Below are 24,979 nucleotides of genomic sequence, written 5' to 3'. Positions count from 1 at the left end.
TAAACTGCATACATACTAATATATCTTTCCATGAAAAACCAATTTCATACATAAGAGAAATGAAATTCTACTTTTTTCGTATGAGTATACAGCTATAAGGAGCGCATGTTATCTTATTCAATCCATTCAACAATTGCATCCATAGTCTGTCTTGTTTTATCACGTTTTGGCTCTTCTTTACGGTAACCAAAGGCAACCATAACAGATACTTCAAAGTTATCTCCATTGATAATGCCTTCTTGACGAAGTAAAGAATCTACTTTCTCTTTATCAAATCCTTCTATTGGACAAGAATCAATCCCGATTTGAGCTGCGCTCGTCATCATATTCCCTAAAGCAATATAAGTTTGCTTAGATGCCCAATCAAATACAGCACGATCAGATTGTAATAAGTTAAAATCTGTTTCCTGGAACTTTTTGAAGAATTCATATCTAATTTTTTGCGCGTCTTCAGGTAATTCAATAATATCATTCATCATATGTTTAATATAATCTGCATCATAATGCATATCTTTAATATTTCTTGAAAGAACAATGACAAAGTGGCTAGCTGTTGCAAGTTGCCCACCAGCGCCCCATGAATATGGTTGTAGTTTTTCTCTTAATTCTTTATTTTGTACGACAACAAATTTCCAAGGTTCATATCCGAAAGAAGAAGGGGATAATCTGCCTGTTTCTAAAATGAATTTAAAATCTTCTTCTGAAATTTTGTGCATAGGATCGAACGCTTTACATGCATGTCTGAAATGAAAAGCTTCCATAATTTTTTCTTTTGTAATTTGATTTGTATTTGTCATAAAAGTTCCTCTTTTCATTAATTTATTTTGTAACCAAATTATATTTTTAAAGTAACATAGAAACAAGTACGCACATTTATGTGGTATAGTATCAAAAAAGATACTAATGTTAAGGGAAGGGATTTATTATGGATTGTTCAAACGAAAATAATGTAAATTACCCATTTTTAAATAAATATTCTTGTCCAGTGGAAGCGATGGTTGAGGTCATTGGAGGGAAATGGAAAGGGGTAATTTTGTATCATCTATTAGATGGGACGAAGAGGTTTAATGAATTAAAAAGATTAAAACCTAATATCACACAAAGAATGTTAACATTACAGCTGAGAGAACTTGAAGCAGATGGTATCATACATCGTGAAGTGTACCGTGAAGTACCTCCAAAAGTAGAATATTCGTTAACGGAGCTTGGTGAATCGCTTCGTCCAATGATTCTATTAATGATGGAGTGGGCGACTCATAATATGGAGAAAGTTTTGGAGAGTAGGAATGCACAAAATAATAGTAAATAGTTGAATTTGGTATAGTAGAGAGAACGGATGAGAAGTGATGTTAAGAAATAATATTATTGCACTGCTGATTCCTCTTTTTATTGGCGTTTTCAGGTGGTTATTATCAAATTTCACAAATATATTAAATACGCGTAGTTTTGAGTAGAGTGTAATTATTTTATGTAAACTAATTATTGAGTTGCTCTCATCTATATAAAAACTTGTATACGTGATTCTATAATGGTAGGAAGGCACTTTTAGTTTAATACATAATACATCCATTGCTTTTAGGGAACAGTAATTCAAAACTTAAAACAATGGAGGTTATACTAATGCAAAAAGTACTTTTTTCTTTCTTTTGTATATTTTGTTTCGTAATTGGAAGTTCTTTCACTGTTCATGCTTTTTCTCCAAAGCAGTTGCCGGTTTCTCAAACGTCAGATCGATGGAAAATAGAAATTAAGCAACCTGATAAAAAAACTAGTTTAGTTACATCTAAAAAGGATGTTTTTGATACGTATGGTTTCGAGGTTCAAGATATTGGGAAGGACGCTTATCATGTAACGGTTGAAGTATTTCGAAATGAACCACATTCTCAAACGAAGTATGAACTTTTCACTTCTAAAAAAGATCATGTGTTAAGTAAAGAAATTGCTTTTAATCATGCGAATTTTCCTATATCCGTTCAGTCTAATGAACTTGAAGTTATTATAACTTGGCAAGAAAAGCCTTCTAGGTTGCTAAAAGATGGACAAAAAGATTGTGAGTCGGAAAGAAAATATAAACAAACATTTACATTTAAACAAAATTAAATTGTGTGTAAAAACTCCATTATTTGTTAATGGAGTTTTTTATTCTATCATTTACATTTTGAGAATACTTCACAGTCATAACGTAGTAGGCGTAGTAAAGTACTTATTTAGTGTATTGTCTTTCAAAGAAGAAAGCGGAACCTTCACTTCACTACCTTCTTTCATATTCCGCAGCACAACAGTTTCTGTACTAAGTTCTTCTTCCCCAATAATAAGCACATAAGGGATATTCTCTTTATTGGCATAATTAAGGGCGCGTTTTAATTTGCGTCCCGCTAGTTCAAGTTCGACTTTTAAGGAAGTGGTAGAACGTAATTGCTGGGCGATTTGTAAGCATTGTAATTCTGTTCCGAGCGGGATGATAAATACATCCGCTGTAGATGATACTGTTTCTTTCTGTGATAGTGCTGTATAAATAACGTCTAAACCGAATGAAATACCGACTGTTGGATAGTTCATATCATCACCACGGAATGCTCCAATAATATTATCGTAACGACCACCGCTACCGATGCTAGATGTAATTGATCCATCTTTTAAAAAGATTTCATATACGGTACCTGTATACATTGTGAGTCCTCGCGCTAAAAACGGATTAAATATAGCATTTTCATTTATTCCAAGTGCGATTAAATATTGCTGTAATTGTTGTAATTCGTTTACTCCATCGGCAACGAGTGGATTATTGAAAGCTTCTTTAAAGTCAGCAATTGAAAGCTGTAGACAAGATAATACGGTATTACATATCGTATCAGCCATTTCTTCAGAAATTCCGCGCTCTAATACATCTTTTTGTACGCCATCAATCCCAATCTTTTCGATTTTGTCTAATGATAAAATGACGTCACTTGTTAATTCAGTAGGGATGTTAATGGCCTGAAGAATACCATTTAACAATTTGCGGTTATTATATTGGATCGTTACTTCTAAGTTTAACGTTCGGAACAGTTCAAACGCCATGCTCATAAGTTCCGCTTCTGCCATGACAGATTCAACACCGACAATATCAACGTCACATTGTATAAACTCACGAAATCTCCCTTGTTTAATAGGGCCATCTCGAAATACTTTCCCAATTTCATACCGTTTAAAAGGAAGGCGTATGTTTGGATTCATTGCCACAACTTTTGCGAATGGAATTGTCAAATCGTAACGTAAGGCAAGTGCGCGTTTTCCTTGATCCTGAAGTGTATATATTTCTTTTAATATTTCATCACCACCGCCGTACTTGTAAGACATAAGCTCATACATATTTAATGTCGGCGTTTCTAACGGTTTACATCCGTATCGTTCAAACGTGTCTTCGCACGCTCTTTTAATTTTATTTCGTAGTACTTGTTCCTCTGGTAAATAGTCTTTCGTTCCTTTTACATTTCTCATTTCCACCATAATCACTCCTTTTTAAATTAAAAAAAGCTATGCAGGTATAAAAATACCCACATAGCTTTATAAACGCTTCGTGGGTCAACAGGAAAAGCCCTGTACCCACGAAGAAAAATTTTTCTTCGGATACACGGCGTTACGTATGATGATGAAGTTGGAAAGAAATATTAAAATTTTGCATTACAAATCTCTCCTTAACAATAAGTTTTTCCAAATTATATCAAATGATTTTTGAATTATCAATATTTTTAGTTTTGAAATATACGTGAAGTTATGTAGGAGAAATGGAAAAGGGTGTATAATAAAACTTAATAATATGAAATAACCGTTTAAGGAGATCACTATGAAAAAAGATAAAACAAATGCGATGCGAATATTAGATAAAGAGAAAATTGAATATTCGATGATGTCATATAATCCAGACGATGGGAAAATTGATGGCGTATCAGTAGCCGAGAAAATTGGACGAGAAGTGAGAGAAGTATATAAAACGTTAATCGCTCAAGGGAATAGTAAAAATTATCATGTGTTTATCATCCCGGTAGATGAGGAACTAAATTTAAAAGCTGCCGCAAAAGCAGTAAGTGAAAAGAAAATTGAAATGATTCCTGTTAAAGATATTACGAAAGTTTCAGGATATATTCGCGGCGGCTGTTCACCAGTCGGAATGAAGAAGTTATTTTCTACATGTATTGATGCGAGTGCCCAATTACTTGAAACGATGATAGTAAGCGGCGGAAAAATAGGTATACAAATTGAGCTGAAAGTGGATGACTTGGCGAAAGTGACGAGAGCGCAGTTTGGTGAGGTAACGAAGTAAATATACATAGGGAAAGAAGTTCTAGTTTTATTAACTTTAGATAAAGATTTATAGGATAGTTAGTCCATTATGGGGCTGATTATCCCTTTTATTTACATACCTATATTAAAATGAATAAAGATTAAATATTCAGTTTGAAATAGACTGTAATATGAATCATTTGTTTGGATTTGGGAGGAGGACAAAGGCTCGGTGCGTTACCCTTAAAGATAGACAAGTGACAGAAGATTGTTTAATGGGGGCAAGAAATACCCATAAGAAAGCACGTATTGGGGTCCAATATTTTGGGGGAATCTTACGCTAAGAGTTTGCAAGATGTTATACAGTTTTTTTTGCTAATCCAGTAACATACACGAACACTAAAACCGCGTTAGGATAGTAATGTATAAAAAATGTATAGATTTATAGAACTAAAAAAGAAGATTCTCTTGTGAGAGCAGGGTTATCCTTTTTTCATTGCTACTGATAATGAGACGTTATGTTAACTTTACATGTATACGATATTCACCCGAAAAATGAGATAGTTCTTATTCGACTAACTGGAAAGATAGTTCAATAAGAAAAGGACTTTATAAATCAAAAAAAGAATAATGCTATATGAGTTTCTTTGCCCATTCCTCCCAAAAAAAAAGGGGAATAAAGCTATGGAAGGTATTGAGCTTAATTTAGAATATTGTAGGGTGATAAGTCGATGATAGGAATAAGTATAGCAACCAAGTGGGAATATGAAGCGACATTGGAATACTTTAGCATAAAAGACAGCGAATGTTTTGGTTATCCTTATGGCGAGTATTTCATGAGAACAATTAATAATACTAAACTTGTTTTTTATAGTACCGGTGTAAGAAAAGTAAATGGTGTTGGTGGTAATCAGTATATGATTTCCAAATTTAATTTAACTAAAGTAATCGTTGTTGGAACATGTGCAGGAATAGATAATAAGTTCAATAATTTGGATATTTTTGTACCCGATAAAGCTGTTCAATATGATTGTACAGTAAAAGAAATTGAGCCTTTTATTAAACAATCCTTCATAGTCGATATTGATTTATCGAAATATGGAAATGAATTTTATACTGGAACAATTGGCACCGCTGATAAAGCAGTAGTTATGTGGAAGGACTATTTAGAACTTAAAGAAAACAAAATAATAATAGCCGATACAGAAGCGGGCGCAATTGCTTATATCTGTAAGAAGAATGATGTTGAGTGTATTATTATAAAAGGAATATCTGATTTTCCAACAGATGAAAGTAGCTCTGATAAATTTGAATCGAACATTGAACAAATTAATGTTTATTTAGAAAACACCCCCAAAGTTATGAATAAAATATTTGGCGAATATTTAAAACGATTTATTTAAATAAATTTAAAGTTAATAAAAAAGATAGAAATAGTCAAACCTGTATTATTCCCCTTTTTCGGGGGATGGGCAAAGTTATCCAACTTCCAATAACGAAAGTTATGTAAATAAGCTGTTCACTGGAATCTCATAGAAAACTATGGTGAGATGAAATGTTTGATTTTGCAGTACTTCAAAATCTTAGCTAGATGGCTATGTATCGGTACCCCACAATAAAAAGGCAGGGACATATCAAATATGTCCCTGCCTTTGATTTTAGAGACATGTTTCCTAACAGTTGATTTTGTTAACGAAAGTCAACTTTAAATCCATATTTTGTGTGAAATAAAAGCATATAATAAAAGTATGAGGTGATGATGTGAAGGAGATAAACATTCATAAAATAATTGCGGATAAGAGAAAAGAAAAGGGGATTACGCAGGAAGAGTTAGCGGCGTATATCGGTATTACGAAGGCGTCTGTTTCCAAATGGGAGACGGGGCAGAGTTATCCGGATATTACATTTTTACCACTGCTAGCATCGTACTTTAATATAAGTATAGACGAACTAATCTGTTATACACCGCAAATGGAACAGGAAGATATTAAGGATTTATATCATAGACTAGCGGAAGCTTTTAGTGAAAAACCATTTGATGAAGTAATGATGGAGTGCAGAGAAATAATTAAAAAATATTATTCTTGTTTTCCATTATTAAATCAAATAGGAATACTTTTTATTAATCATCACATGTTAACGGGGGACACGGATAGAAGAATTGAAATGTTAGAAGAAGCAATGTATCTCTTTAGCAGGGTTCAGGAAGAAAGTGATGATGTTTCTCTTGTAAAAGAGGCGGTATCGTTTCAGGCAACTTGCTATCTTATACTCAATAAACCGAATGAAGTATTGCAATTGCTTGGTGAAACGATACGTCCTAACGTTCCAGAGGAAGATTTAATCGCACAGGCGTATCAAATGCTTGGAAATACTAAAAAGGCGAATGAAATAATGCAAATTAGTATGTACCAACATTTAATACAACTCGTTGCGACAATACCGAATTATGTAGTAGTAAATGCCTCAAGCGTTGAAAAAGTAGAGGTGATTTTGAATAGAGCTTTTATGTTAATAAATATATATGAAATAGAAACATTACATCCTAATATGACTTTAAAAGTATACTATGCTGCTGCGCAAGTATATTGTATGCAAGGCAATTTTGAAAGAGCATTAGAAATGTTACGGAAATATGCAGCGATTTGTGCGGCGAGCTTTACAGTAAATAGTCTACATTTACACGGTGATTCCTATTTTGATGCGATTGACGGATGGTTTGCAGAGTTTCCGCTCGGCGCTAAAACAGTTAGAAATGAAGAGATTATAAAGCGAAGCATGTTACAAAGTATTGCAGAGAATCCAGTTTTTGCTCCAATGAAAGATGTAAGAGAGTATAAAAATATAATAACGAGTTTGAAATTTAAATTGGATATAAAAGAATAGGGGGACAAAATGATGACTTTTGATGAATATGAAGTAGCGATCAATAGTGAGTTTACTTTGCAAGGTACACTCACTAAACCGAAAGCTGATGGGAAGTATGCGGCTGTTGTCATTATCGCGGGATCTGGAGAAATTGACCGTGATGGAACAATCGTACCGCTAAAGCTTGAGGCGAACATATATAAAGATTTAGCGCATGTAATGGCGAGACTTGGGGTAGTGACGCTCCGCTTTGATAAACGCGGAGTAGGAAAGAGTGACGGAGAATTTCTGAAGACTGGAATGTGGGATTTAGTTAGTGATATAGAGTCTACGATTACGTATTTAAAAGAACAACCATTTGTTGATCCAGAAAATATCATTTTGGCTGGTCATAGTGAAGGATGTATGTTGGCAACTGTAGTAAACGCAAGAACACCAGTAAATGGGCTTATCCTTCTTACAGGAGCTGCGGAATCATTAGAAGAGGCTACGAAAAGACAAAGAGAAATTGCTTATAAAGAATTAAAAGAACAAAAAGGAATAAAGGGAAAACTAATGCGCCTTCTCAATGTGGAGAAACGTGGAGAAAAGCAGATGGAAAAAATAAAAGAGAAAATGATGAATACAGAAAAAGATACGATTAAAGTTGGTTTTAAACCGATGAACGCAAAATGGTTTAGAGAGCATTTTCAGCATGACATTTATAAAGACTTACAACAAGTAACATGTCCAGTGCTAGCTATCGCTGGTGATAAAGATATTCAGGCTGACCCTGAAAGAGCTAAGCGGATCAGTGATTATGTGAAAGGTGATTCTGAAGTATATGTAATAAAAAATATGGATCATAGTTTGAAAGTTTTTGAAGGTGAGTTTAAAGCATTAGATTTTAAAAAGAATTATGAAGAAGGAGCAAGAAAGCCACTTCATCCAGAGTTGGAAGAAATAATTGTGAATTGGATGGCATCATATTTTATCCCAGGTAGTAGGACTCTTACATCAAAATTAAGTGAATATGAGGAAGATGGAAGGGAGAGTAACTGCCTGTAAAAGACAAACTGGTGTGGGGGAATGGTAGGTGTAAGTACTTCTGTAGTTTCAAACATATTCCCCTGAGTGTAGGTTCTATAAATACCCTATAAATAATCCAGGCTATTTAATATTAGGAGGAAGCCAACTATACACATAATCCATGATAGGGCTGATCCTGTACTATTAGCAATTTTCATTCGAAGCCTCTCGAGAGGTTTTTGCATCCACCGACCAAATAGGAGATAGAAGAGAAACAGCAGGAGAGAGGGCAGTACCATGATCAAGTTGTATCCCGCTAAAATAGAAGACCATTGTATCAAGGATAGATTAGAAGTAGTAAGTATACCAATTGCCGCAAAATAAGGAAATGCAGTACCCACTTCAATTAATGTAGTAGTGAATCCTAGCGCGATCATTGAAAAAATGCTTTTTGATTTTGGTGAGGGGATCTCTGAATTTTTCTTTGGTGGAATATAGAAGCTTGCAATGAATAATATGACACCAATAATGAAGAACGACCAGCTTACGATTCGGTTTTGAAATAAGCCAGAAATAAACTTAAACAAAAAATCTAATCCTAACATGAGTGAAACGCCAACAGCAAAATAAAATCCTGCTACCGTCAATAAATAAACGAATAAACGTTTCGTGAGACGTTCTTTATCTGTTAAAAGTAGATATATTGTTACTCCTATTGTAGTAGGGCTTAGCGTGTCTAATATAGCTAATCCGCCTATTAGGAGAAGTTGCTCTGTACCCATTGTGCTTTCCCCCTTATTCCGGCTCAGGATTATTTTTTTTAGTCATAAAAATGGCATATGCCTCGTTCATAAACTGAAGCACATCTTGATCGATTGGATATAAACTAAGTTTCTCTGATTGTTCGGGAGCCATCCTTATCTCCCAAAGCTTATTTAGAAATTCATCCTCACCTTCAAATTCTTCTAAGCGTTTTTCCTCCATTCGTCTTATGATATTTTGAACTTTCGTTGCTTTTGGGCCATCCTTCATATAACGCTTTAACTGGCCGATGAGAGCAATCCATTCGAGTGAATCAGAACAGTCACTTGCCATCTTAGGAACCTTTTCTAATAGTTTTATTTCTTTTTCTTTAAATATAGATTCGCGATAATACTGTTGTATTTCTTTATCTTTGCTGGATAATTGCATGATTTTTTGAATCGCGATCCAGCTTTCTTCTCCCTCTAACGCAATTCCATTTATCATTTCTCGTAAGGATAATTCTATTTTCTTTAAATGTTCCTGCTCATTTATTACATAAGATAATTGGCTCTTTAAACTATCCGACCAATCCCACTCATTGAAGTCGAGCATATGTTTAATCTCTTGTAACGGAAATCCAACCTTTTTTAAAAATTGAACTTGCTGAAGTTTTTTTATTTCTTCATTTGTATATAAACGATGGCCACCCTCTGTTTTGGATGCTGGTTTTAATAATCCGATTTTATCGTAATAACGCAGTGTTCTTACTGTAACGCCTGTCAGTTCTGCAACTTTATTAATGTGTATCAACTGATAAACCTACCTTTCTGTACGTTAAGATTTTATCTTTAACGATTATTTTCTTATTTCGCTTCTAACCTTCTTTACTAAGAAGATTTTTAAGTAAGTAGCCTGCTCCTAATCCAATTAGTGCACCAGGAAATCCATGATCCAGTAGCAGTCCAATACCTGCACCTATAATGACACATCCATAAATAATAATATCGCCCTGTTTCATATGAAAACCTCCTATTTTTCTAATTTCTTTTATGAAATTGCGAAATAGTAGCTACTTAACAGTATATAAAATGACCCAACGTCAACTTCAAGTGTTTTTGATTATTATTAATACAGTTATATAAACCTTTAAAGCGCCCTCTAACGGAAGAATTAATTTTAAAATATTTTGCGGGCTTATCGTTCCAAAATATTTATACTAAAATATATAATACGGGGGTGTGGTTAATGGGTAGAAAGATTAGTTTTAATAAAGAGCAAGCTTTAAATAAAGCTATGTATTTATTTTGGGAGAAAGGTCATAAGCCGAGCTACTCTCTACGATAGTTTTTGAGGTAAGGATGCACTATTTAAACTAGCTGTGGAACATTATAAAAACTTTGGTGCCTTAGCATACAAAATTCACGTATTGTTCTTGCTATCCTGAGGTGAAATTGGAGGGAATGTCTTTTGAGAAGCATGCCTGTAAAGTTATTTTTTAAATCAATCCTATTTTTTTTCTTATGCGGTATTGTTGTTTATTCTATATTTCAGATTATGTTTGTCTGGAGTGCTTCGACAGGATTAGGAAGGGATGATATAGTCGGATTTTCTGATAATAAGTATGTAATTGGTCGTCCACCTGTTAGCTATAATTTATATAAAAAAGATAGTGGGGAAACTATATTAGATAATGTTATTGGTTATAAAAAAGGAAAAACGAAAAGCTATGTTCGGAATGAAATCGAATTTGTAGTGATAAATGAGATAAAGGGTAGCTATGAATTGTATAAAATAGAAAAGGCTTCAGAAAAGGATATAGAACGGCTGAAAGAAATGCAGAAATTAGAATGAAAGGGGCTATTTGAAGGATAAAAATGCTATTGGGTTGAAATAAAATTTAATAAAATACTAACTTCAGAATTTTTCATTTTTAACAAACTTAATTGGAATTTTACAAATGCACACATATTATTGTTAAATCTAAAAAATGGTTTAGACTGATAACTGAGTTTTATTTCATGAAAAAAGTCAGCATAAAAATAAAGCATTAGGAGTTCAGTCCCATGTCTATCAAACTAATTAAAGTTTCTTTTTCAGAGATAGAAAGGAAATGAAATCATGGAAAAATCAATAAAAAGTGAATTAATTGGAATGTTTATCTTTAATGAAACTTTACATACATATGAACAAAACGAAGGAAAAGTACATTGGGAATTGGATGTTAGAAATGAGCGTGTACAAGTACATGAAATGCTGAAAAGAGCAGAAAAGCTTTATGTATGTTTAGAGGAATTTGATAAAAAAGCTAAGCTTGCTATAGCGGAAGAATTAATAGAGTATAAAAATGATTTTTGGCCTGAATATGATGAGAATGATGAACATTTAGATTGGGATGCTGTAGATGCAGGAGAATATGATATGACGAAAGAAACATTTGAGCAATCTATTACTCTTATGGACATTGTAATGAGAGAAAATGATATATATTGCGAATACAATGATGGAGATGTATTTGGTGGCCATAGAATCCATGCTTCTTTTGACAATGAGTACAATTTATTAGCTGCAGAGATTTAGCTTTGAGAGATGCAAGTGAAAAGGATTGATTACTATAATCAATCCTTTTTTTCATTATTATAAGATAACGGTGAAATAATAGGGAGAAAGTTTCATAGTTTTAATACGGTCCCCACTCAATATTAACCCCAACAATAAGAAAAATAAGTCCAATAATAAACCAAATGAATGCAAGAGGAGCCATAAATCGAATCCATTTTCCGTAAGAAATGCCGCTCGCTGCGAGAACGCCCATTAAAACACCGGAAGTTGGATTGAGGCAGTTCACTACACCTTCGCCGAGCATAACAGCTTGTACTGTAACTTGGCGTGTAATGTGCATGAAATCAGCTAACGGAGCTAATATCGGAATGAAAATAACAGATTCACCTGTACCGGATGAAATAAGGAAATGTAATGCGGCACTACTTACATACATACCGATAACGCCAAATACCGGGCTTTGTCCTTCGAGAGACTGTGCGAGTTGGTTAACGATTGTATCAAGTAATTTTCCTTGTTCTAAAATGACTGAAATACAACGAGCCATTCCGACGATCAAAGCACCGTATATGAGATTTTGGCAGCCTGCTAGAAAAGTAGAAGCGATATCGTTTGCTTTCATACCACCTATTATTCCAGCTGTAATTGCGATGAAAATAAAAGTAGCGGTCATTTCTGCGTCTGTCCAATGTAGACGAAAAGCGCCTATTAAAAATGCAATTAATGATAAAGCTGCAACGAGTAAAATTAATTTATGACGTATTGTCCAAGGAACTTCTGTTTTCTGTGCCTCTTTTCCACTTGAAAGAGCATTACTTGGAAACCAGTTGTCGCCGAGTATGCTTCCTTTATTCGATTTTTTTAAGCGTTTTACGTACCAATTAATATATAGAATGGTAGCAAGTAAAAAAGAGATATAAATTGCTGTGCGTAAACCAATTCCTGAAAACATTGGGAGTTCTGCAATTTTTTGTGAAATGCCTAAAGGTGAAGGAGATAATATAGTAGCATTAAAACCAGCATAAGTACCTAAATAAATAATGGCTACGCCGACGATAGCGTCCCATTTTAATGTGCGGGCAACGATGATGCCGATAGGGATAAAGCCGATAACTGAGTTAACGATAATGCCAGTCGTTCCGAGAATGGAAAAGAGTGCGGCGACAATACATATGAAAAGTAATTGCTGATTACGAAATTTGTTAATAACATGATAGATTAAACCGTCAAGAGCACCTGTTTTTTCAAGAATGGCAATAGCTCCGCCCGTAAATAAAATTAAAAAGATGATAGGAGCAGCAAGTGTCATTCCTTTTTCAATAGCGGTAAAAAAAGAAACAAACCCTACCGGTGATTGCGGAACAGAATGGTAACTTCCTGGTATTGTCGTTGTAACAGTCCCGTTAGTAACTCTTTTAAATTCTCCAGCAGGAACGAAATAAGTAGCTATTGCACAAAGCAGAGCAATAAAAAATAGTAGTACGTACGCGTCAGGCATTTTAAACTTTCGTTTACTAGGTTGTTTTTTCACCTCAGTTTGTAATTGCATAAAATCCCTCCTTTTTCACTTGATTAATTTTTAATATTCTGAAATTTATCTGTGAAATAGATTATAATAAAGGTGGCTTCGTAAGGCAATAGTTTTTCTGTCCTTTTCCCGCACATACAAATTCTTGCAACATTAGACAGGGAAACGAAAATAATCCAAGAATATGTTAAATAGAAAGTAAAAGGAAAAGAGGGAAAAAGATGTGGAAAACTACGGATCTATGTGATGAGTTTGAAAATAAATTACAAATATGTCGCCAATCTTTTCGGTCTTTTGGGAAGAAAGAAAAATTCTACGGGAAAATTGCAACGGTAAAAGTGAAGGATGATAATGTACTAGTGAAGGAAGGATTACAAACATTACCAGAAGGAACGGTATTAGTTGTTGATGGGGGAGCGTCTACGAATTGTGCGTTACTCGGTGATAATTTGGCAGCTATTGCGGAGGAAAGAAAGCTAGCAGGAATTATTGTATATGGATACGTTCGTGATTCTAGTGAACTAAAGAATATAAATATAGGTATTTTAGCGTTAGGGACAATGCCGAATAGAAGTGTAAAAGAAGGGAAAGGAGAACGAAATATTTCATTGCAATTTGGGCAAGTAGAATGGAAGCCGGATGAATATGTGTATGTGGATGAAGATGGCGTCATTATTAGTGAAAAGAGTTTGCATCGTTAAAGGTTAGTAAGTTACTATTCTTAGAAAATAAATCCGATAAAGCATGGACAAAATTCTTTGTCAATAGTAAAATAATACAGAAATTTAAAATTAACAGAATGTATAGGTTTATCGTTTTACGATAACTTAAATGGAAGTAAGTTGTGCCTAGAAAAGTGAATGTTATCACAATGATACGTTCATGAACAAAATTATTTTTCCTATACAAATATAGCCGCGAATGATGCGGGTAGGAGGTGTTGCACAGTTTGTTCGACACTTACAAAAAAAGAGTGTCAATTGCACGCCCTTGAAGGGCCTTTTTTTGTGTGAATAGTAGTAAGGGAGGAAATTTTGGGATGGCAATGTTAAAAAAATGGCTGCTTACGTCGTTAATGGCAGTTACACTTGTATTTGTTTCTTTTGCGAATACAGTACATATTACGTTTGCTGAAGGAAATACAGCAAAACTTGCAATTATTGGTGAATCACAAAAGGGCATTATGTTATGTCCGAAAGAAGAGCAAATTAAAGATGGGGAAACAGCTTTAAGCTTGCTACAAAAAGTCATGGGGGACAAAGTAGAAGCTGAAACGATGTCGTTTGGAACGTATGTAAAAGGCATTGATGGGCTAATGGCCGGGGCTACAAGTGGCTGGCTGTATGATGTAAATGATAAATCTGCAGAAGTTGGAGCGGATAGTTATAAATTAAAATCTGGAGATGTTGTTGTTTTCCGCTTTGTTTCAGACTGGAACAATATGAGTCAAGAAACATTACAACAAACATTAGATAAATTTGGTACTTGTAAAACTGTAGAAGAACCAAAAACAGATGATCCAAAACAAGAAAAACCAGAAGAACCAAAGACGGATGATCCAAAGCAAGAGAAACCAGAAGAACCAAAGACGGATGATCCAAAACAAGAAAAGCCAGAAGAACCAAAAACGGATGATCCAAAACAAGAAAAGCCAGAAGAACCGAAGACGGATGATCCAAAACAAGAAAAACCAGAACAACCAAAGCAAGAGAACATTCAAATTCCAGTAGCACAAGTAAATGACGCGATCTCTAAGACGTCTGAAAAGATGTTACAAGATGGAATTGAAAGTGATTGGGTAGCGCTAGGTCTTTCTCGTTCTGGAAAGAATATACCAATCGAGGCGAAATTAAATTATGTTAAGGCTGTAACTGAAAAGGTAGAAAAGCGCGTTAATCGTTTTTCAGCGACAGATTTAGCTAGAACGATTATTATGATGAATGCAATGAATGCAGACCCAAAAATGGTAGGCGAACATAATTTAGTTCAAAAATTGTACGAATCAGATAAAGTGAATTCTGTTACAGGTTATACATTTGCTTTACTTGCATTTGATACGAAAAAATATGAAATTCCAGTAGATTCAAAATGGAATCGAGTTGCTTTAGTAGATGCACTTTTAAACGCGCAACATACAGATGGCGGCTGGACTTATGATAGCGCAAGCAGTAAAGATAGTGCTAGTAGCGTTGATGTAACAGGTATGGTTTTATCAGCATTAGCTCCTTATCAAGACCGAGCAGATGTGAAACCAGCAGTGCAAAAGGCTGTCGCATACTTATATAATGAACAACTAGAAAATGGCGGTTTCTCTGCTGATGGACAAGAGAATTCTAATAGTGCTGCGCAAGCTATTATTGGATTATCCCTTGTGAAAGATGTAGATCAAAACCGTCTTCATAAGGCAGTGCAAAATCTATTGTCATATCAACTTCCAAATGGTGAATTTAAATGGTTACCAGGCGATCAAACCGGTAGCGGAATGGCAACAGAGCAAGCGTTATTAGCTTTACTTCAGTTTAAAGACCTTGGAAAATCGATTTATGACTGGTCAACTGAATCTGTTACTGAAATTAATCCAAAACCAAATGTAGATTCAGAAAATGTTGTGGTGGAAAAAGAAGTTATTGAACAGCCACAAGAACAAAAACAAGTACAACAAGAAACGAAAGATGACACTTTAAAAGTTGTTGTGGATAACGAACCGGTTAAAAATAAAAAATCCGGAAACGGTAGCACATTACCAAAAACAGGAGCATCTTCTCATAGTGCAGCGACAGAAGTAGGTATGGGTGTATTATGTATTGCTTCTGCATATGTATTATGGAGACGTAAAGCAGCTTAACAAAAATTAGGAGCAATCATTTGCTCCTAATTTTTAATATGAAAGGTGAGAGGCAACATGAGTAAGATGAAATGGTTTATTTCTTTACTGCTTTCACTTGGGCTACTTGCCGGATGTGAAGAGGCAGCGGTAAAGCCTGAGAAGAAAGTAGAACCGAAGCAAGAAGAAGTAGCAAAACAAGAAGAGAAAAAAGATGAAGCGAAGCCGGAAGAAAAACCGGAGGAAAAACAAGCTGAACAAGAGCAAAATAAGCAAGACGAACAGAAAGAAAAGCAAGAGCAAAAAGTAGAAGAGAAGCCGAAAGAAGAAAAGCCACAAGCACAACCGGAAGTAAAGAAAGAAGAAAAAACGCAGGAACAGCCTGTCGCTACTAAGCAACCAGAACAACAAAAAGCACAAGAAGAGAAACAACAAGAGAAACAACAAGAGCAACAACCGAAAGCGCAAGAAGTAAAAGAAGAAGCAAAGGTTGTGAATCAGCCGAAGGAAACACCGAAACAGGAGCAAAAGAAAAAACCAGAAGAGAACAATAGTGTACCAACTCCACCAACACCGGTACCAGATCCAGTACCGCCAGTGCCAGATCCAGTAATACCAAAACCAAAACAAGTTACGATCTCAGTAAAAGGTAATGAAGGATATTTATTAGGTGCAAAAAAGGTGGATGTACAAGAAGGCGATACAGTTTATAAAGTATTGCAGCGTACAGGATTAGATGTGGATGCAATGGGCTCTAAAGATGGAGTTTATGTAAAAGGTATTAATGATTTATATGAAAAAGATATTACCGCTACTAGCGGATGGAAATATCGTGTGAACGGTGCGTTTCCAAACCATAGTGCAGGTGTAGTTACAGTAAAACCAGGCGATACAATCGAGTGGGTGTTTGTATTAAAATAAGAAAGGCATTCGGTAAAGGACTATGAAAATAAGTTTTTCTTCTTTACATCCTTTTGTGAATTTTTTCTATTATATCGGGGTGATGATACTATGTATGATGTGTCTTCATCCTCTTTTTTTAATTGGAGCAATACTATTAATTGTTATTTTAAATGTGATGCAAGGGAATAGCGAAAAGGTAAGAAAGATGTTACCGAGCACAATCGTTTTCTTTTTTATGGTCATTTTATTTAATTCGCTATTAACACATAGAGGCCGAACTACGTTATTTTGGTTAGGTGATAGCCGTATTAAACTTGAGGCAATTATGTTTGGAGTAGTAATGGGGTTATTACTAGTGGCGATTATGTTTACGTTTGCTTCGTATAATGATATTATTTCAAGTCATAAATTTTTATATTTGTTTTCTAGAATTTCACCGAAAGTAGCATTGTTAACGATGATTACAGTGAGATTTGTTCCTTTGTTTATGAGAAGATTACAGAAAATAACACTCGTCCAAAAGACGAAAGGTGTACAGGTAGATGCAGGTTCCATTGTGGAACGTGTGAAAAATGGTATGCAACTATTGCAAGTATTATTAATTTGTTCATTAGAAGATGCACTGCAAACGGCAGATTCTATGCAAGCTCGTGGATTTGGTGTAACGAAACGTACGACATATATTCGCTATAGAATGGAAAAACGAGATTGGTATACGCTCAGTTATTTAAGTATTCTATTTATAGTTGCTATTATATGTAGTACGTATGGCGGGGGAAAGTTAATCATTTATCCGAAAGTCGAATCTATTTTATTTCAGCAATATGATGGGATGATGTTTGTTGTATTTACGATGTTTATTAGTTTACCAATCATAATGGAGGGAAGGGAATGGGTATGGTGGCGCATGCAGAAATAAACAATTTATCATTTGTATATGCTGATGAAAACGAAGAAGCGTTACAGCATATTTCTCTTTCTGTTCAAAAAGGAGAGTTTATTGCACTTGCTGGAGGATCAGGATCTGGAAAGACGACTTTATTAAAACATTTTAAAAAGGAATTACTTCCAATCGGTAAGCGTACTGGGGATACATATTATGATGGTACTTTATTAGAAAATGTACCGGATTTGTTATCTGCTCAAGAAATTGGTATGGTATTTCAAAATCCAGAAAATCAACTCGTAATGGATACAGTAATTCAAGAATTAGCGTTTTCTTTAGAAAATATTGGATTACCATCACATATTATTCAAAAAAGAATAGCAGAGCTCATTAGTTTCTTAGGATTTCAAGATTTATTGCATCAATCTGTTCATACGTTATCTGGCGGACAGAAGCAACTTGTTAATTTAGCTGCCGTATTAGTAATGCAACCGAAATTATTATTATTAGATGAACCGACAGCGCAGTTAGATCCAATTGCCGCAAAAGAGTTTTTAGGATTGTTAAAACGTATTAATGAAGAACTTGGAATTACGATCGTTTTAAGTGAACATCGTTTAGATGAAGTAATACCACTTGCAACGCGCGTTATTTGTATGAGTAACGGCCAAATCGTGTATGACGGTAGTCCGAAAACGGTTGTAGCAAATATGTGGGAAGTAGAAAAGTTCCGGCCATTTATTCCGCAAATTCCAAGATTGTTTTTAGAGTGGAATACGAAAGATATTCCGTTTACAGTGCGAGAAGCGCAAATGAAAATGAATGATTTTTCAGCGATGTCATATGTAAGTGAGCCAATAGCACAAAGTGAAAAGCAAGAAGTCATTTTAAGTGCCGAGCATATTTCATTCCAATATGAAAAAAATAGTCCGCTCATTTTACGAGATTTAACAGTATCGATTGAAAAAGGAAAATGGGTAGCTCTCGTTGGAAAGAATGGGACAGGGAAGTCTACACTGTTAACGCTTTTAGCTGGATTGCAAAAAGCGAGAAGAGGGAAAGTAAAGTGGAATGGGAAAGTGATACATAAAGTTGATTCGAAAGAACGATTTAAAAGTATTGGGTATGTATCACAGCATCCGTATTATCATTTTACATTTGATACAGTGTGGGACGAAGTGTATGAACGAGCGCGTGAATTATATGGAGAACAAGGAAACGAAATAGCAGAACATCAGCTTAAAAAGTTTTGGCTATATGCACTTAAAGAACGCCATCCACATGATTGTAGCGGGGGAGAGCAACAACTACTTGCATTATGTACAACGTTATTATCAAAGCCGACTTTATTATTACTGGATGAACCGACAAAGGGACTCGATCCATGGAAGAAAGAGAGAGTAGGAGAGTTATTTAGGAAACTGCAAAAAGAAGGTACAACAATTGTAATGGCAACGCATGATATTGAGTTTGCAGCGAAATACGTGGATCAATGTATGATGTTATTTGATGGAGCAGTCATTATGAATGATGCACCGAAAGAATTTTTTAGTGGCAACTTCTTTTATACAACATCTATCAATCGATTCATTCGAAAAGAATTGCCATATGCATTAACGTGGGAGGATGTGTACGAAGCGTGTCCAAACGATATGTTGCATTCATAATATGTATTTTTGCAGTAATAATAGGCACATTACTCTTTACTACACTTATCATGGATGGGTATTACATGTTAAGTAGTTTGTTTTTATTAGTCGTTATTATGTTACCTTTCTATATCCGCTTTGAAAGAAAGGCGTTTGTTTCACGTGAAATTGTTCTCGTTGCCGTGTTAGCAGCAATTGCAGCAGTTAGCCGCGTACCATTTTCTATTTTACCGAGTGTACAATCGACTTCTTTTGTTATTATCGTTTCTGCAATCGTGTTTGGAAGTGAAACTGGATTTATGATCGGGGCAACAGCGGCGATTGTGTCTAATATCTTTTTAGGACAAGGTCCGTGGACGCCGTGGCAAATGTTTTCATGGGGTATGATTGGTTTTATAGCTGGATTATTACGTAATACGTTCTTAATGAAAAAGCTATGGGGAAGACTACTATACGGATTGTTTGTTGGATTTTTATTTGGCTGGATCATGAATTTCTGGGGACTTCTCGGTTTTATACGAGAGGCAACGTGGGAAACAGTCATTTCGTATTATATCGCAAGTTTTTATTTCGATTTGAGCCATGCAATTTCGAATGTTGTTTTCTTACTATTATTTAGTACGTCTTGGATTACGATTCTTACAAGATTTAAAAAGAAATATGGCATATTGGATAAGCATAACATGGTATAGAAAAGCATACTCATATAAGGTAGGGTCGCGACTTACATATTCGTTTGCCTCTTTCATGCTTCTTACATATTGTAAGGAGCATTTTTTATTGTCAAAAAATAGTCCAATATATATCCGTTACTATATAAAATTATTTGTATAATAGTAGGTGAGAATTATTTTCAAAAGGGAGGTGTATAGTTAATGAAGTTAGTTATTCCGAAGCAACATGGTGCATGGGCGATGCTTATTATACCATTTCTATTAAGTGTCATACTTGGGAAAACTACTATGTATCATATTCCATTGTTTTTAGCTTGGTTCTTTATCTATTTAGCTACGTATCCATTTCTTATGTACATAAAACAAAAACGGAAAAAAGAGTATTTACATGCTTCAATTGTATATTTTATTATTGCGTTCATATTTGGGATGATTTCTCTATTATATGAATGGCGCATTCTTTTATTCGTAATAGTCATGATTCCATTCTTTATAGTAAATATGTATTACGCTCGTCAAAAAAATGAAAGAGCATTATTAAATGACGTTAGTGCAATTATTGTTTTCTGTATAGGTGGTTTAGTTAGTTATTATTTTTCAATGAAATTGATAGATAAAACAGCATTATTTATTGCGCTTATTTCATTTTTATATTTTTTAGGAAGTACGTTTTATGTGAAAACGATGATACGTGAGAAAAATAATCCGAAGTATCGTTATATATCTTGGGGTTATCATATCATGTTAACGGTCATCGTATTTGCTATTAATCCGTGGTGCTCCCTTATTTTTATACCAAGTGTCATTCGAGCCATTATATTGTATGGCAAAAAAATTTCTATTATAAAAGTAGGGATTTTAGAAATTGTGAATTCTGTATATTTTTTAATCATAACGGCAATAATTATGAAGTATGCCATTTGAAAAAGCTTCCCACCTTATGATGGGAAGTTTTTTCAATCTTGTTCTAAAATGTGAACGGTGTAGTCGCAGCGTTGAATAGCTTGTTCGATCGCATAAAGAGATTGCTCAATACGAGCGCGATTAAAATCTTTTTCAACAGTCTGTAATGCTGCTTCTAAACATTGTTTTGCTTCTTGTAATGATTGAAAAGAGTCTTGGACATATCCGCGGGCATTTTCGTGCATTTCATAATCCTCCTTGCATACTCATATATGTAATAGTATGAACAGTAAAGAAGAAAATATAATTTGTTATATTTGTTTGACAATTGAAATGAAATTACGTATAGTAAGAATTAAGTGAATATTTTCTTATCCAGAGAGGTGGAGGGACTGGCCCGATGAAACCCAGCAACCGCGATGCAGGTGCTAATTCCAGCAGAACAAATTTGTTCTGGGAGATAAGACGAAGATATATACGTAACTTCTTCTTATCGGAGAGGTTTTTTTATTGCAAAAAAACCGATTACGAAAATTTATATTAAGAAGAAAGGGGTTGCGCGTTACTGTGACACTCGAAAAATACGTAAAACTGCGTAGTACAGTTTATGAATATATGATAGAGCAAGATAAGCCGATATCATTGTTAGATATTCAAGAACATATCGTTTCGCATCATGAAGGAAAATTCACGAAAAAGATGTTACATCAATTTTATTTATCAAGACTATTAGATGAACTGAAACTGGATGGGAAAATTACATTAGCTGATGAATATCTCTATACTGAAAAAGGGGTATTTTATAAGGCGAGAAAAGGGAGCTAAGCTCTCTTTTTTTGAAGTATGTAGAGTAAAAGACTGCTTAAGCAGCCTGATACAGGGAATGGTGTTGAGTGTGTAGTGTCAAAGATTGAATGTGCCTGAAAGAGGCACTTCATATCGGCTGCAAATGAAAAGAGACACCTTCGCCGAATAGGTGTCAGTCGTTTTGTCATATAGACTTGCTATTTGACAGTTATTAGAATAACATGCAGAGGTTGTGGAAGTCAAAAGGGAATTAAAGGAAGAGGTGTTGTTATGTACGCTTATTTGTTACATGATATAACAAAATGGATTCCTAAGTACATTATGGATAAAGGGTATGAATATTATGAAGAAGGACATGTAGAAGATGTTGAAATACAAGACAAGAAAATATTTGCTTTCGTTACTGGAAATGCAGGAGACTATGAAGTGATTATTGATCTTGAAGATTTTACAGAAAGTAGCTGCGAGTGTCCGTATGAGAATCTTTGCAAACATATGGCGGCAGTTGTTTATGATATTCAAAGTGCTGGTGAGAGTGCAGTGAAAGAGAAACTAAAAGAGTTAGAAAAGGAAGAGTTATTAACGGTACTACATCGCTTGTTACAGAGTTCAAAAAACGTGCAAATTGTAGAGAAGATGTTAAAGAAGGGGAAACTTTAACTTATAGAGGGAGTTGTTTTGTAGTGAATGTACTCATTATATATGCTCATCCTAGTCCTTCAAGTTTTAATGCGGCAATTTTAAATCATGTGCAAAAGGGACTACAGGAAACAAATCATTCAGTTACCGTACTTGATTTATATAAGGAGCAATTTGATCCAGTCCTTGTATTTAATGAAGAGAAGAAAAGACGTGACTTAGTAAATGAAGAAGAAACAGCTCGGTACAGGACATTAGTAGAAGAAGCGGATATGCTTCTATTCATCTATCCGATATGGTGGTGGGGGATGCCAGCTATTTTAAAAGGATTTATTGATCGTATTTTCGTTGCTGGATTTGCTTATAAATATGAAGGTGCTCTGCCTAAAGGGTTATTGAAAGGGAAGAAGGCGTGGGTGATTAATACGCTAGATTCACCGTTATGGTACGTCGCACTATTATATCGATCAGCAGATTGGATTATAATGAAGAGAGGTGTCTTACGTTTTTGCGGCATTCGCGATATAAAACGGTCAGTATTTCAATCTGTGAAAACGAGTAAACGAGAGAAGCGGGAAAAGTGGTTATTACAAATAGAAGAAAAGGCTCGTACATTATGAATGAAATCGATCGAATTATAAACTGTTGTGGGTATGATAACGAACTTTTTCGAACGTATATTACATGTTTACTTCAATTGAAGAAATGTAGCGAAACATTTCAGCAAATTCAAATACAATTAAGAAATGACTACTTGATAAGAGGAATTTGTGAAAGAGAAGTGGATGAAGTAGTAAGGGGAAGTAAAGAATATGATACATATTCTCTTCCTAAAGCATTACAGTGGGATTTCCTTAAGAACAATCCACATTTAATTGAAAAAGTATGTGAAGATTTTTTTGCATTTGAGGCATTACATCTTACGGAGATAGAGTGGAAGACCATAATAAATTGCGTGGGAAATAAAGGATTTATTATGTAAAAAAGCTAGTATAAAACTAGCTTTTCGTTTAAATAAATAAGAAACATAGACTAATGATAAAACCTGCATATAGTAAGTTCACAACGCAAAATCCCATAATATCACGAGCACCTAAACCAGCTATCGCTAATGCTGGTAATGCCCAGAAAGGTTGAATTAAATTTGTCCAAGCATCGCCCCACGCAATGGCCATTGCTGTTTTTGCAGCAGGTACACCAAGTTCAGCGCCAGCTGGAATCATAATGGGTGCTTGCACAGCCCATTGACCGCCACCAGATGGAACGAAAATATTAACGATGCCAGCACTTAAAAAAGTAAAGAGCGGGAAAGTCGTTTCGTTTGAAATGCTAATAAAGAAATTCGAAATAGCTCCTCCAAGTGAAAGGCCTTCACTATTTGCTCCAATCATCATCCCCATAATTCCTGCGTAAAACGGAAATTGAAGTAGAATGCCAGAAGCGCTTTTCGTAGAGTCTGAAAAAGCGCGAATATATTGAATCGGAGTACGGTGGAAAACGAGTCCAGCAATTAATAACATAAAAATAACGATGTCTAGCGTAAGGTTAAAGCCTTTCGTATAAAAGTAGTTGAAAATATAAATGAGACCTAACAATCCAACGCAAAGTGTAATAATGATACTATTTTCCATTTTCTCAGCGAACGTATTTTTCCCTACCTCTTGAGCGGCAGCTTCTTCATGAAACACGCTAGGGTCTACTGTAATCGTATGTTTTTCATCTGGATGCATCGCCTTATTAATGAGAGGCATCGTAACTAAAAAGATAATAACTGGAACGAGGGCGTATGGTGAGAATAACGTTTCAGTGATTGGAATCGCTTCTTTAATACTTCCAGCTGTCGTTTTAATTAACGTTTCTCCGCCTGTTGCTAACGTAAGAGGGATAGAAGCAGAAAGCCCCGCATGCCAAATGAGAAATCCAGAGTAAGAAGAAGCAATTGCCAGTCTATAATCTAATCCTTCCAGCTGTCTTGCTACTTCTTTTGCATATAAAACAGATACAACAATACCAAATCCCCAGTTTATGTACGCCCCTAGTAAACTTACGATTGAAATGGCAATAATACCTTGTCCATTCGTTTTCGGTAGTCTTGCCGCTTTCGTTAATCCTTTTTTAATAAGAGGGGCGTTTGCTAAAGCAGATCCTGTCACGAGTACAAGTGCCATTTGCATAGAAAAGGCGAGAAGTCCCCAAATGCCATTACCCCAGTGATTAATCATTTCCACAGGTGTTTGATGCGTTGCAAACATACCAAAGAAGATAACGAAAACAGTTAATAAACATGATAAAATAAACGGTTCTGGCAAGAAGCGTTGCACTAAGGCGACGCAACCATTAGTAAAAGAACGAAACAAAATAGATCAACCTCCTTATGTATATGTATTACAATTATTCGAGGTTGTTTCGTTCATAACCTCTTAAAAGTAGAAAATTCTGATATTTTTAGAAGGATTGAAATATGTTCAAGAAGAGTGGTAGCATCATCACCCTGACAGAAAAAGTTGCTTTTTCCCTAATATGAAATATTGCATATAAAAATGAATTGATGCAAATGTAAAAGCTTATTATAATGAAAGCATAAATATACAACACATCTTAATACAGCAAAGAGGAGGAAGGAATATGGAAATCGCAATGGCAGTTTTAAAATTTTTAGGTGGAGTAATTCCTTTAGTTCAAGAACTTTTAAAAGCGTTTATGTAAGTTTATTCGTTAGCTATC

At 34.9% G+C, this 24,979-nt stretch carries 27 protein-coding genes, 1 pseudogene and 1 riboswitch; of the genes and pseudogenes, 20 read left to right on the top strand and 8 right to left on the bottom strand.

The window, feature by feature from the left end; genetic code table 11:
• Nucleotides 1-113 precede the first annotated feature (113 nt).
• Nucleotides 114-797: an NAD(P)H-dependent oxidoreductase gene (locus ACTFR9_RS08695; RefSeq protein ID WP_061536094.1), complete on the bottom strand. Its 684-nt coding sequence runs from the start codon at nt 795-797 to the stop codon at nt 114-116.
• A 128-nt stretch (nt 798-925) separates the two neighbouring features.
• Between ACTFR9_RS08695 and ACTFR9_RS08690 the strand changes: the two genes are divergently transcribed.
• Together ACTFR9_RS08690 and ACTFR9_RS08685 are read left to right on the top strand one after the other, a co-directional pair.
• Nucleotides 926-1,309, top strand: coding sequence for a winged helix-turn-helix transcriptional regulator (locus ACTFR9_RS08690; RefSeq protein WP_000340660.1), 384 nt, complete (start codon nt 926-928; stop codon nt 1,307-1,309).
• A gap of 311 nt (nt 1,310-1,620) precedes the next feature.
• Complete coding sequence (locus ACTFR9_RS08685) at nt 1,621-2,100, top strand: hypothetical protein (RefSeq protein WP_103102522.1); 480 nt, start codon at nt 1,621-1,623, stop codon at nt 2,098-2,100.
• Nucleotides 2,101-2,175: 75 nt separating this feature from the next.
• On the opposite strand, the gene ACTFR9_RS08680 is transcribed toward ACTFR9_RS08685, so the two are convergent.
• Nucleotides 2,176-3,489: a histidine--tRNA ligase gene (locus ACTFR9_RS08680; RefSeq protein WP_267497120.1), complete on the bottom strand. Its 1,314-nt coding sequence runs from the start codon at nt 3,487-3,489 to the stop codon at nt 2,176-2,178.
• Between the two features lie 337 nt (nt 3,490-3,826).
• On the opposite strand from ACTFR9_RS08680, the gene ybaK reads away from it, so the two are divergent.
• The 4 genes from ybaK (at nt 3,827) to ACTFR9_RS08660 (ending at nt 8,178) form a co-directional block, all read left to right on the top strand.
• Nucleotides 3,827-4,303, top strand: coding sequence for a Cys-tRNA(Pro) deacylase (gene ybaK, locus ACTFR9_RS08675; protein WP_000710876.1), 477 nt, complete (start codon nt 3,827-3,829; stop codon nt 4,301-4,303).
• A gap of 691 nt (nt 4,304-4,994) precedes the next feature.
• Nucleotides 4,995-5,666 (top strand): 5'-methylthioadenosine/S-adenosylhomocysteine nucleosidase family protein, encoded by a 672-nt coding sequence (locus tag ACTFR9_RS08670; RefSeq protein WP_000579420.1) that lies wholly within the window; start codon nt 4,995-4,997, stop codon nt 5,664-5,666.
• A gap of 358 nt (nt 5,667-6,024) precedes the next feature.
• Complete coding sequence (locus tag ACTFR9_RS08665; RefSeq protein ID WP_229136755.1) at nt 6,025-7,149, top strand: helix-turn-helix domain-containing protein; 1,125 nt, start codon at nt 6,025-6,027, stop codon at nt 7,147-7,149.
• Between the two features lie 12 nt (nt 7,150-7,161).
• Complete coding sequence (locus ACTFR9_RS08660; protein ID WP_000141802.1) at nt 7,162-8,178, top strand: alpha/beta hydrolase family protein; 1,017 nt, start codon at nt 7,162-7,164, stop codon at nt 8,176-8,178.
• Between the two features lie 86 nt (nt 8,179-8,264).
• Here ACTFR9_RS08660 and ACTFR9_RS08655 read toward each other — a convergent pair whose 3' ends face one another.
• The 3 genes from ACTFR9_RS08655 to ACTFR9_RS08645 all read right to left on the bottom strand — a co-directional run bounded on the left by ACTFR9_RS08655 (nt 8,265) and on the right by ACTFR9_RS08645 (nt 9,901).
• Nucleotides 8,265-8,921, bottom strand: a complete 657-nt coding sequence (locus ACTFR9_RS08655; RefSeq protein WP_000536412.1) for a GAP family protein — start codon at nt 8,919-8,921, stop codon at nt 8,265-8,267.
• Nucleotides 8,922-8,934: 13 nt separating this feature from the next.
• Nucleotides 8,935-9,693 carry a MerR family transcriptional regulator gene (locus tag ACTFR9_RS08650; protein WP_000581351.1) on the bottom strand — a complete coding sequence of 253 codons (759 nt, stop codon included), beginning with the start codon at nt 9,691-9,693 and terminating at the stop codon, nt 8,935-8,937.
• A 64-nt stretch (nt 9,694-9,757) separates the two neighbouring features.
• Nucleotides 9,758-9,901, bottom strand: coding sequence for a hypothetical protein (locus ACTFR9_RS08645; RefSeq protein ID WP_000808927.1), 144 nt, complete (start codon nt 9,899-9,901; stop codon nt 9,758-9,760).
• A 227-nt stretch (nt 9,902-10,128) separates the two neighbouring features.
• On the opposite strand from ACTFR9_RS08645, the pseudogene ACTFR9_RS08640 reads away from it, so the two are divergent.
• From ACTFR9_RS08640 to ACTFR9_RS08630, 3 genes and pseudogenes are all read left to right on the top strand, one after another.
• Nucleotides 10,129-10,231: pseudogene (locus ACTFR9_RS08640) on the top strand (TetR/AcrR family transcriptional regulator); the annotation flags it as partial.
• A gap of 128 nt (nt 10,232-10,359) precedes the next feature.
• Entirely contained in the window at nt 10,360-10,734 is a 375-nt protein-coding gene (locus ACTFR9_RS08635; protein ID WP_012644490.1) for a hypothetical protein, read from the top strand.
• 267 nt (nt 10,735-11,001) lie between these two features.
• Entirely contained in the window at nt 11,002-11,460 is a 459-nt protein-coding gene (locus ACTFR9_RS08630) for a DUF2262 domain-containing protein (protein ID WP_000415687.1), read from the top strand.
• A 100-nt stretch (nt 11,461-11,560) separates the two neighbouring features.
• On the opposite strand, the gene ACTFR9_RS08625 is transcribed toward ACTFR9_RS08630, so the two are convergent.
• Nucleotides 11,561-12,991, bottom strand: a complete 1,431-nt coding sequence (locus ACTFR9_RS08625) for a YfcC family protein (protein ID WP_001176951.1) — start codon at nt 12,989-12,991, stop codon at nt 11,561-11,563.
• Between the two features lie 200 nt (nt 12,992-13,191).
• Here ACTFR9_RS08625 and rraA point away from each other — a divergent pair, with 200 nt between their 5' ends.
• From rraA to ACTFR9_RS08590, 7 genes are all read left to right on the top strand, one after another.
• The gene (gene rraA / locus ACTFR9_RS08620; protein WP_095842788.1) at nt 13,192-13,671 is read left to right on the top strand and encodes a ribonuclease E activity regulator RraA; all 480 of its coding nucleotides are present in this window, start codon (nt 13,192-13,194) and stop codon (nt 13,669-13,671) included.
• 338 nt (nt 13,672-14,009) lie between these two features.
• Nucleotides 14,010-15,815, top strand: coding sequence for a DUF4430 domain-containing protein (locus ACTFR9_RS08615; protein WP_229136754.1), 1,806 nt, complete (start codon nt 14,010-14,012; stop codon nt 15,813-15,815).
• Between the two features lie 57 nt (nt 15,816-15,872).
• Nucleotides 15,873-16,715: a DUF4430 domain-containing protein gene (locus tag ACTFR9_RS08610; RefSeq protein ID WP_000041425.1), complete on the top strand. Its 843-nt coding sequence runs from the start codon at nt 15,873-15,875 to the stop codon at nt 16,713-16,715.
• A gap of 22 nt (nt 16,716-16,737) precedes the next feature.
• Nucleotides 16,738-17,616: an energy-coupling factor transporter transmembrane component T gene (locus ACTFR9_RS08605; RefSeq protein ID WP_076856321.1), complete on the top strand. Its 879-nt coding sequence runs from the start codon at nt 16,738-16,740 to the stop codon at nt 17,614-17,616.
• Nucleotides 17,589-19,250, top strand: coding sequence for an ABC transporter ATP-binding protein (locus ACTFR9_RS08600; protein WP_061130528.1), 1,662 nt, complete (start codon nt 17,589-17,591; stop codon nt 19,248-19,250). The genes ACTFR9_RS08605 and ACTFR9_RS08600 overlap by 28 nt, the downstream gene beginning before the upstream one ends.
• Nucleotides 19,223-19,924: an ECF transporter S component gene (locus ACTFR9_RS08595; RefSeq protein ID WP_076856320.1), complete on the top strand. Its 702-nt coding sequence runs from the start codon at nt 19,223-19,225 to the stop codon at nt 19,922-19,924. The genes ACTFR9_RS08600 and ACTFR9_RS08595 overlap by 28 nt, the downstream gene beginning before the upstream one ends.
• A gap of 183 nt (nt 19,925-20,107) precedes the next feature.
• Nucleotides 20,108-20,830 carry a YwiC-like family protein gene (locus ACTFR9_RS08590; RefSeq protein ID WP_076856319.1) on the top strand — a complete coding sequence of 241 codons (723 nt, stop codon included), beginning with the start codon at nt 20,108-20,110 and terminating at the stop codon, nt 20,828-20,830.
• A gap of 32 nt (nt 20,831-20,862) precedes the next feature.
• Here the strand turns inward: ACTFR9_RS08590 and ACTFR9_RS08585 are convergent, their stop codons facing one another.
• Nucleotides 20,863-21,054, bottom strand: coding sequence for a hypothetical protein (locus ACTFR9_RS08585; RefSeq protein WP_000545001.1), 192 nt, complete (start codon nt 21,052-21,054; stop codon nt 20,863-20,865).
• A gap of 123 nt (nt 21,055-21,177) precedes the next feature.
• A riboswitch (SAM riboswitch) is annotated at nt 21,178-21,276 on the top strand.
• Nucleotides 21,277-21,376: 100 nt separating this feature from the next.
• Between ACTFR9_RS08585 and ACTFR9_RS08580 the strand changes: the two genes are divergently transcribed.
• From ACTFR9_RS08580 to ACTFR9_RS08565, 4 genes are all read left to right on the top strand, one after another.
• On the top strand, nt 21,377-21,634 hold the full coding sequence (locus ACTFR9_RS08580; RefSeq protein ID WP_000171478.1) for a hypothetical protein: 258 nt from the start codon (nt 21,377-21,379) through the stop codon (nt 21,632-21,634).
• Nucleotides 21,635-21,886: 252 nt separating this feature from the next.
• The gene (locus tag ACTFR9_RS08575; RefSeq protein WP_000271503.1) at nt 21,887-22,276 is read left to right on the top strand and encodes an SWIM zinc finger family protein; all 390 of its coding nucleotides are present in this window, start codon (nt 21,887-21,889) and stop codon (nt 22,274-22,276) included.
• Nucleotides 22,277-22,299: 23 nt separating this feature from the next.
• Complete coding sequence (locus tag ACTFR9_RS08570) at nt 22,300-22,875, top strand: NAD(P)H-dependent oxidoreductase (protein ID WP_001101584.1); 576 nt, start codon at nt 22,300-22,302, stop codon at nt 22,873-22,875.
• Nucleotides 22,872-23,237, top strand: a complete 366-nt coding sequence (locus tag ACTFR9_RS08565; RefSeq protein ID WP_001002309.1) for a hypothetical protein — start codon at nt 22,872-22,874, stop codon at nt 23,235-23,237. Before ACTFR9_RS08570 ends, ACTFR9_RS08565 begins: the two co-directional genes overlap by 4 nt.
• 28 nt (nt 23,238-23,265) lie before the next feature.
• On the opposite strand, the gene ACTFR9_RS08560 is transcribed toward ACTFR9_RS08565, so the two are convergent.
• Nucleotides 23,266-24,612: a short-chain fatty acid transporter gene (locus ACTFR9_RS08560; protein WP_000490018.1), complete on the bottom strand. Its 1,347-nt coding sequence runs from the start codon at nt 24,610-24,612 to the stop codon at nt 23,266-23,268.
• Nucleotides 24,613-24,979 lie beyond the last annotated feature (367 nt).

Source organism: Bacillus cereus group sp. MYBK222-1, assembly GCF_051916425.1.
Taxonomy (GTDB): Bacteria; Bacillota; Bacilli; order Bacillales; family Bacillaceae_G; genus Bacillus_A; species Bacillus_A paranthracis.
This window is presented reverse-complemented; position numbering and strand designations above follow the sequence as displayed.

Coding starts and splice junctions, on each gene's coding strand:
- ACTFR9_RS08590 (WP_076856319.1), top strand. CDS start 20,108: ATGAAGTTAGTTATTCCGAAGCAACATGGTGCATGGGCGATGCTTATT.
- ybaK (WP_000710876.1), top strand. CDS start 3,827: ATGAAAAAAGATAAAACAAATGCGATGCGAATATTAGATAAAGAGAAA.
- ACTFR9_RS08625 (WP_001176951.1), bottom strand. CDS start 12,991: ATGCAATTACAAACTGAGGTGAAAAAACAACCTAGTAAACGAAAGTTT.
- ACTFR9_RS08610 (WP_000041425.1), top strand. CDS start 15,873: ATGAGTAAGATGAAATGGTTTATTTCTTTACTGCTTTCACTTGGGCTA.
- ACTFR9_RS08660 (WP_000141802.1), top strand. CDS start 7,162: ATGACTTTTGATGAATATGAAGTAGCGATCAATAGTGAGTTTACTTTG.
- ACTFR9_RS08575 (WP_000271503.1), top strand. CDS start 21,887: ATGTACGCTTATTTGTTACATGATATAACAAAATGGATTCCTAAGTAC.
- ACTFR9_RS08605 (WP_076856321.1), top strand. CDS start 16,738: ATGAAAATAAGTTTTTCTTCTTTACATCCTTTTGTGAATTTTTTCTAT.
- ACTFR9_RS08615 (WP_229136754.1), top strand. CDS start 14,010: ATGGCAATGTTAAAAAAATGGCTGCTTACGTCGTTAATGGCAGTTACA.
- ACTFR9_RS08600 (WP_061130528.1), top strand. CDS start 17,589: ATGGGTATGGTGGCGCATGCAGAAATAAACAATTTATCATTTGTATAT.
- ACTFR9_RS08690 (WP_000340660.1), top strand. CDS start 926: ATGGATTGTTCAAACGAAAATAATGTAAATTACCCATTTTTAAATAAA.
- ACTFR9_RS08630 (WP_000415687.1), top strand. CDS start 11,002: ATGGAAAAATCAATAAAAAGTGAATTAATTGGAATGTTTATCTTTAAT.
- ACTFR9_RS08645 (WP_000808927.1), bottom strand. CDS start 9,901: ATGAAACAGGGCGATATTATTATTTATGGATGTGTCATTATAGGTGCA.
- ACTFR9_RS08685 (WP_103102522.1), top strand. CDS start 1,621: ATGCAAAAAGTACTTTTTTCTTTCTTTTGTATATTTTGTTTCGTAATT.
- ACTFR9_RS08565 (WP_001002309.1), top strand. CDS start 22,872: ATGAATGAAATCGATCGAATTATAAACTGTTGTGGGTATGATAACGAA.
- ACTFR9_RS08635 (WP_012644490.1), top strand. CDS start 10,360: ATGCCTGTAAAGTTATTTTTTAAATCAATCCTATTTTTTTTCTTATGC.
- rraA (WP_095842788.1), top strand. CDS start 13,192: ATGTGGAAAACTACGGATCTATGTGATGAGTTTGAAAATAAATTACAA.
- ACTFR9_RS08695 (WP_061536094.1), bottom strand. CDS start 797: ATGACAAATACAAATCAAATTACAAAAGAAAAAATTATGGAAGCTTTT.
- ACTFR9_RS08585 (WP_000545001.1), bottom strand. CDS start 21,054: ATGCACGAAAATGCCCGCGGATATGTCCAAGACTCTTTTCAATCATTA.
- ACTFR9_RS08670 (WP_000579420.1), top strand. CDS start 4,995: ATGATAGGAATAAGTATAGCAACCAAGTGGGAATATGAAGCGACATTG.
- ACTFR9_RS08655 (WP_000536412.1), bottom strand. CDS start 8,921: ATGGGTACAGAGCAACTTCTCCTAATAGGCGGATTAGCTATATTAGAC.
- ACTFR9_RS08680 (WP_267497120.1), bottom strand. CDS start 3,489: ATGGTGGAAATGAGAAATGTAAAAGGAACGAAAGACTATTTACCAGAG.